Here is an 8,181-nt window from a genome sequence, read left to right as displayed (position 1 = left end):
TTGGTCGACCAACAAGCCGCGCAGCGGCCAGAGGCGATAGCCTTGGTTCACGGCAAACGTCGCGTCAGCTATGGCGAGCTGGTGGCGCAAGCCAACCAGCTGAGCCATTACTTGCACCAGCAAGGCGTGCGCCCCGACATGCCCGTGGGCGTGTGCTTTAACCGCGGCTGCGACATGATAATTGCGATGCTGGCGATTTTAAAAGCCGGCGGCGCGTTCTTACCCCTCGACCCGGATTACCCGGCCGAGCGCCTCAACTATATGCTCCGCGACAGCGGTTGCCAATGGTTGTTGCGAGACAGCGAACAAGCGGTCTCCTTTGCCACGCCGCCTGGCGTAACCGCGATAGACTTGGCCACCCTCGCGTTAGCGGATTACCCCACTGATGGGTTAGGTATCACGCAGCACCCAGAGCAACTGGCGTATACCATTTACACCTCAGGCTCAACCGGTCAGCCGAAAGGGGTCAACATTGCCCACGGCGGGCTCACGATGCACGTGCAAACCATTGGCCAACGTTATGGCATGACGCCAGAAGACGTGGAGCTGCACTTTGCGTCGGTGAGTTTTGACGGCGCGGTAGAGCGCTGGACGGTGCCACTGGCGTTTGGCTCACGGTTAGTGATTCGAGACCAACAGCTGTGGAGTGCGGAGCAAACCTGCGAAGCCTTAGTGCAAGAAGGGGTGACCATCGCGTGTTTCCCGCCGAGTTATGGGGGGCCGCTATTAGATTGGATAGATTACCGCAAGCCTGCGCTGAAAGTACGCTCATGGACATTAGGGGGCGAAGCCTTTACCCGTGATACGTACGAGCGCTTACAACAAGTGTTAAACCCACCGCGCATCATCAATGGCTACGGGCCAACAGAAACCGTGGTGACGCCGATGATATGGGAAGCGTACCCGGAGACGAAGATGAGCAGCGCGTATGCGCCGATAGGAACGGGCGTGGGCGAGCGGCGTTTATACGTATTAGACAACGCATTGAACCTGGCTCCGATTGGTGTGGCGGGGGAGCTGTATATAGGTGGTGAAGTGGGCTTGGCCCGGGGCTACCATGAACGACCGGGGCTCACGGCAGAGCGTTTTCTGCCAGACCTTTACGGCGCTGCGGGCGAGCGAATGTATCGCACCGGTGATGTGGTACGTTGGCGTACCGACGGTGTGATGGAATACTTAGGGCGCAGTGACCAACAAATCAAAATCCGGGGCTTTAGAATCGAGCTTGGCGAAATAGAAACGCAGCTGCAGCAATGGAGCGAGGTAGAGCACGTAGCGGTAGTGGCTCATGACGCGCCGGGCGGAAAACGCTTGGTGGGTTACTTGCAAGGGCCGGTAGCGGGGCAAAGTGAAGAAAGCCAGGTGTTGCAGCAAATGGCGCAAGGTTTGCCGGATTACATGGTGCCGAGCAGGTTAATTTGGCTGGATAAGCTGCCGTTAACGCCGGCGGGCAAGATAGACAGAAATGGCTTGGCTGCGCCGCAATGGGAAGCGGGTGCGCAAGGCGAATTGACGCCGGTGGAAGGAGACCGCGAGCAGTTATTGGCGCAAGTGTGGCAAGAGCTGTTGGGGGTGAGTGAAGTGGGGCGAGAGAGTCACTTCTTTGCTTTAGGTGGGCATTCACTTTTGGCGACCCGCTTAGTAGCCCAGTTGAAACGAGATCATCAAGTTGAGCTGGCATTGCCTCAGGTTTTTGATAATCCGCTGTTACAGCAGATGGCCACTCATTGTCAGCAAGGAGGCGCTTCGCTACCTTTGCAAGTTGTGCCAAGACAGCCGTATATGCCAGTGAGCACTTCACAACAACGACTGTGGTTTATGCAACAGCTTGAGCCTCAAAATACCGCATTTAATATGCCGGTTGGACTCAATTTTAAAGGGCTACTAGACGTGCCGCGTTTGCAGCAAGCCTTGCATGAATTAGCGGCGGCCCATGAAGTATTCCAGCTGCAATTTGTGCAGCATCAAGGTGAACTTGTACAGCAACTTTCTGGTGCTCGTTTACTGCCTATTACCATGCTCGAAGACGACGAATCTGAGCGAGACATTTGGCTTAAGCCTTTTGATTTAGCGCAAGACAGCTTAATTCGAGTGGGCGTTAAAAAGTGTGCTGAGCATCATTGGCAAGTCGTCATCGTACAACACCATATCATCTCAGACGGTGTCAGTATGGGGCTGTTACTGAGTGAGCTAAAACGCCGTTATCTAGGCGAAGCGGTAAATCGAGCGGAATTCGACTATTTAGACTATTGCCATTGGCAGCAAACGTGGTTGCAAAGTCAGCAGGCCAAAGACAGCTTGCAGTGGTGGCAACAGCAATTACAACAAGACATAGAGCCGTTAGCGCTAGAGCCTGATTTAGGTCGCAGCAATGAACCTGCGCAAGGTGCGCTTTATCGGTTTGATATATCCCCTGAGTTGGCGCAGCAAGTTGGGCAAACGGCGCAGCAATTTAACGCCACTGAATTTACTCTGTACCTGACGTTATGGCAGCTGTTACTGCATAAATATACCCAGCAGAGTGAAATCCGTGTGGGTGTGCCAGTCGCCGGCAGAACCGAAGCAGGAACAGAGTCCCTCTTGGGCTGCTTTATTAACGTTATAGTGATGCCTGCCAAATTTGATGGGCCAATGGACTTTGCTGCATTACTAACGCATACCACACTCTTTAGCCGCAACGCCCTAAGCCATCAAAACTTGCCGTTTGAGCGGTTAGTAGAAGTGATGGCCAGCAAAGGTCAGCAGACACATCACCCTCTGTATCAGAGTGTATTTAATCTGCAACAGGTACAAAGCAGTGCCTTGCAAGATTGGCCCAACCTTGAAGTCAGTTTGCTTGAGCCCAAAGTGGGGCAGCCTCAGCTTGATTTGAGCTTTGAGGTACACATCACCGAAGGCGGTGAGCAGTTTGGCGTGCTGGCTTATGACAAAGGATTATTTAGCCAAGATTACATTGCGCAGCTTAGTCAGCATTTATTAGCGTTATTGGCTCAAGTGACCGAACAGCCTGAACGCAATACGCAACAAATCAGCTTATTGTCTGAACGCCAGCAAGACGATATTAACGCCATAAATCAAACCCATGTGGACTGGGGTGGCTTTGTAAGTGTTAGCCAACAAATCCAACAGCAAGCAATGTTAACTCCGGAAGCGAACGCTTTGGCGATGGGTGAAACCCAGTTGAATTATCGAGAGTTTAACTTAAGAGTGAATCAGCTGGCGCAATATTTACGCCAGCGAGGCGTCAATATTGATAGTTATGTTGCGGTTGCCATGCCGCGCTGTATTGATCTCATCATTGCTATCCACGCCATAGTGCGCGCTGGAGGCGCCTACGTACCGGTAGATCTTAGCCTGCCAAGCGAGCGCATTAACTACATCTTGCAACAAGCGGAGGTGGAGCTAGCCTTGACCCTTGAAGGCGTGCCATTTAGCGCCGACAGTCATACCGAGACGGTTAAGCTTGATGCGTTAGATCTGTCGGCAATGCCGGCGGTTGCACCTGAGGTAAATTGGCACCCCCAGCAAGCCATGTACGTTATTTTTACATCTGGCTCAACCGGTAAACCTAAGGGAGTGGTAAATCATCAACTCGCGCTGCAAAACCGTTTGCGCTGGATGCAACAAGCTTACCCAATAGACGGTCATGACGTGGTATTGCAAAAAACACCCATCGGTTTTGACGTATCAGTATGGGAGCTATTTTGGCCGTTTATGGTCGGTGCGCAGCTTGCTGTTGCTGATCCTGAAGCTCATCGGGAGCCTTTGCAGTTACTGCAACAAATGCAAACGTATCAGGTTAGTCATGTTCACTTCGTGCCATCCATGTTGCACGCTATGGTGAGCCAAGTAGATCTCGCGCAGAGCACAGCTTTACGCCGTATTATTTGCAGTGGTGAAGCCTTGCCTCCTGAACTGGCGAATCAAATTATTACGCAGTTACCTAACGTTGAACTGCACAACTTGTACGGCCCAACCGAAGCCGCAATAGACGTCTCTTATTGGCCTTGCCAGCAACTAAGTAGCAAGGTGCCAATCGGTCTGCCTATCAGCAATATTCAGCTGCACGTGCTCGATGAGTATTTACTGCCTGTGCCCGCGGGCGTGCCTGGTGAACTTTATATCGCCGGTGAAGGCCTGGCCAGAGAATACCGCAACCGAGCTGATTTAACGGCTGAGCGCTTTATGCCGAATCCGTTTTCTCAGCAGGGTGGCCGCATGTATCGAACGGGAGATAAGGTAATACGCCGCCAAAATGGCGTATTGGATTATTTAGGCCGGTTGGATCAGCAAGTAAAGTTGCGTGGCCTGCGGATCGAGCTGGAAGAAATCGAAGCCTGCTTGAACAAAGTTGACGGCGTGCAAGAGTCGGCAGTGATCGTATCTGACAGTGGTATCGGCGAGCAGTTAGTCGCTTACTTGGTGACGGAGACGCTGACGCAAGAGCAAGAACATGCCATTAATGGGCAATTAGCGCAGCAACTGCCGAGCTATATGGTACCTGCGCTATATCTTCGCCTAGACGACATGCCCTTATCGCCAAACGGTAAACGCGATCGTAAGGCGCTCCCTCAGCCGCAGTGGCAAGCGGTAAGTTACCGCGCGCCAGAAAGTGAGCTAGAGGTATGGCTTGCTAATCAATGGCAGCAGCATTTAGCGCTGGAACAAGTGGGCCTAGATGACAACTTTTTTGCCCTTGGTGGGCATTCATTACTCGCGACTAAAATTCTGGCGGATATCCGTCAGGATCTGGGCGTAGATCTGAGCCTACAGGCCTTTTTTGCAGCGGCGAGTTTACAACATTTGGCCGATGAAATAGCCCCAAGTTGGCAGCAAAATCAGTCACAAGAACAAGCAGAGCTAGATGAAATGGCTGCGTTAATGGATGAGCTGGAATTATTATGAGTGTTGGGAAAATAGACAAAACCGCATTAGCAAAACGCTTTTTGGGCTTAGCTGGACCGGAGCAAAAGAAATTTTTGAGCTTATTGGCTGCCAAAGGACTGGATTTTGAACGTTTGCCTATTATCGCGGCGCCGCTGCAGCAACTTTATCCTTTGTCGCCTTCCCAGCAACGCATGTGGCAGGTTTATCAGTTAGACAATGGTAACGCTGCATATCATATGGCGGGGGCGTTTAAGTTTAATGGCGCGTTGGATAACACCCGGTTACAGCATGCTCTGGATCTGTTAGTGGCGCGTCAGCGGGTTTTACAAACCCGCTTTGTTGAGCAGCAAGGTCAAAGTCAGCAATTTGTTGATACTCAGGCTCGTGTTGCCATAAAGCGACTGGATCTGACCACAGCAAGTGAGTTGGCCCAAACTCAAGCCTTGGTTGATTTTACCAATGAGGCATTTGATCTAACCGTGCAATTGCCTCTGCGAGTGGCTCTGATGCAGCACAGCTCAGATCAAGGCGTGTTGGCGTTTGTGATCCACCATTTGGTGGCAGACGGCTGGTCATTAGACCTTTTCATGCAAGATTTAGTAACGGCTTATCAAGGCTTGCCGTTGAGCGATTTAGCGGTGCAATACGTGGACTTCTCTGTTTGGCAAAGCGCTTTATTGCAAGCTGGTAAAGCACAGCAGCAGTTAGCATTTTGGCAACAGCGACTCGCACCAACGCAACCACAGTTACTGGTGCCATATTGGCGTCAACCTAGCGCAAGCCAATTTCGTTTGGCGCAATCTGATCAGCGCACGTTGCCTTCGTCGTTGCATCAAAAGTTGCATCAACAAGCCCGAGACATGAATGTGTCAGGCGCGAGCCTATTACTCGCGTATTGGCAGCTAGCTTTGGCGTTATTTAGCGGCCAAAATGACCTTGCGATAGGCATGCCAAGCGCTGGGCGTAGTCGCAGTGAAACGGCCAACTTGATTGGTTTTTTTGTCAATACCATGGTGATTAGGGGGCAACTTGACTGGCAACAGAGCTTGACCTCGTTATGTCAAACTACGCATCAAGATCTGTTGCTGGCGCAAGACAACCAGTTATTGCCATTTGATCAAATAGTGAAAGCCATTAACCCAGAGCGAGGCCCGGGAGAAACCCCTTTATTCCAAGTTTTATTTAACTACCAGCAGCAAGGCACTGCTCAGCTGTCGCTTGGTGGAGTCAGTTTAACTGGGATCGAGGCGATGAATCAGCACGCCTTGTTCGACGTAGCGTTAGATGTTAGACAATCTCACGAAGACACCCAACTGGTTTTAACCTTTGCCAAAGACCGCATCGAACCTGCGTTAATGACGCAGTTGTTTACCGGTTTACAATACTTAATTGAGCAATCTGATAATACACGAGGCTTGACTGATTATTGCTTGTTTGACCCAAGTGCTGCTAACTTGCAAAGCTTAAGTGAACACCGCCAAGCAGCAACGCCAAACCAAGCAGCAAGGTCGAGTGTCGTTTCGCCGTGGCAACTGATGCAAAAGGCGCCGCACTGTGAGCACAGCTTACTAATGTTCAGCGATTTGGTCGACCAACAAGCCGCGCAGCGGCCAGAGGCGATAGCCTTGGTTCACGGCAAACGTCGCGTCAGCTATGGCGAGCTGGTGGCGCAAGCCAACCAGCTGAGCCATTACTTGCACCAGCAAGGCGTGCGCCCCGACATGCCCGTGGGCGTGTGCTTTAACCGCGGCTGCGACATGATAATTGCGATGCTGGCGATTTTAAAAGCCGGCGGCGCGTTCTTACCCCTCGACCCGGATTACCCGGCCGAGCGCCTCAACTATATGCTCCGCGACAGCGGTTGCCAATGGTTGTTGCGAGACAGCGAACAAGCGGTCTCCTTTGCCACGCCGCCTGGCGTAACCGCGATAGACTTGGCCACCCTCGCGTTAGCGGATTACCCCACTGATGGGTTAGGTATCACGCTGCACCCAGAGCAACTGGCGTATACCATTTACACCTCAGGCTCAACCGGTCAGCCGAAAGGGGTCAACATTGCCCACGGCGGACTCACGATGCACGTGCAAACCATTGGCCAACGTTATGGCATGACGCCAGAAGACGTGGAGCTGCACTTTGCGTCGGTGAGTTTTGACGGCGCGGTAGAGCGCTGGACGGTGCCACTGGCGTTTGGCTCACGGTTAGTGATTCGAGACCAACAGCTGTGGAGTGCGGAGCAAACCTGCGAAGCCTTAGTGCAAGAAGGGGTGACCATCGCGTGTTTCCCGCCGAGTTATGTGGGGCCGCTATTAGATTGGATAGATTACCGCAAGCCTGCGCTGAAAGTACGCTCATGGACATTAGGGGGCGAAGCCTTTACCCGTGATACGTACGAGCGCTTACAACAAGTGTTAAACCCACCGCGCATCATCAATGGCTACGGGCCAACAGAAACCGTGGTGACGCCGATGATATGGGAAGCGTACCCGGAGACGAAGATGAGCAGCGCGTATGCGCCGATAGGAACGGGCGTGGGCGAGCGGCGTTTATACGTATTAGACAACGCATTGAACCTGGCTCCGATTGGTGTGGCGGGGGAGCTGTATATAGGTGGTGAAGTGGGCTTGGCCCGGGGCTACCATGAACGACCGGGGCTCACGGCAGAGCGTTTTCTGCCAGACCTTTACGGCGCTGCGGGCGAGCGAATGTATCGCACCGGTGATGTGGTACGTTGGCGTACCGACGGTGTGATGGAATACTTAGGGCGCAGTGACCAACAAATCAAAATCCGGGGCTTTAGAATCGAGCTTGGCGAAATAGAAACGCAGCTGCAGCAATGGAGCGAGGTAGAGCACGTAGCGGTAGTGGCTCATGACGCGCCGGGCGGAAAACGCTTGGTGGGTTACTTGCAAGGGCCGGTAGCGGGGCAAAGTGAAGAAAGCCAGGTGTTGCAGCAAATGGCGCAAGGTTTGCCGGATTACATGGTGCCGAGCAGGTTAATTTGGCTGGATAAGCTGCCGTTAACGCCGGCGGGCAAGATAGACAGAAATGGCTTGGCTGCGCCGCAATGGGAAGCGGGTGCGCAAGGCGAATTGACGCCGGTGGAAGGAGACCGCGAGCAGTTATTGGCGCAAGTGTGGCAAGAGCTGTTGGGGGTGAGTGAAGTGGGGCGAGAGAGTCACTTCTTTGCTTTAGGGGGCGACTCAATTTTAGCGCTGCAGTTAGTGAGCAGGGTGAAGCAAAGCGGGTTTAATTTAACGCCAAAGAAGGTGTTTGACGCGCCTGTGTTATCTC

2 protein-coding genes are annotated in these 8,181 nt (G+C 52.7%); both read left to right on the top strand.

Going from position 1 to position 8,181, the window contains the following annotated elements; genetic code table 11:
* On the top strand, positions 1 to 4,905 hold a 4,905-nt coding region (locus D1Z90_RS19930; RefSeq protein WP_147378808.1), incomplete at its 5' end, for a non-ribosomal peptide synthetase.
* A partial coding sequence (locus tag D1Z90_RS19925; protein WP_119912543.1) for a non-ribosomal peptide synthetase occupies positions 4,902 to 8,181 on the top strand: 3,280 nt, incomplete at its 3' end. The genes D1Z90_RS19930 and D1Z90_RS19925, both read left to right, overlap by 4 nt.

Origin of the sequence: Motilimonas pumila, assembly GCF_003596335.1 — a bacterium.
Taxonomy (GTDB): domain Bacteria; phylum Pseudomonadota; class Gammaproteobacteria; order Enterobacterales; family CBDFNC01; genus Motilimonas; species Motilimonas pumila.
The sequence above is the reverse complement of the archived record's forward strand: the minus strand, read 5'-3'. Positions and strand labels throughout refer to the sequence as shown.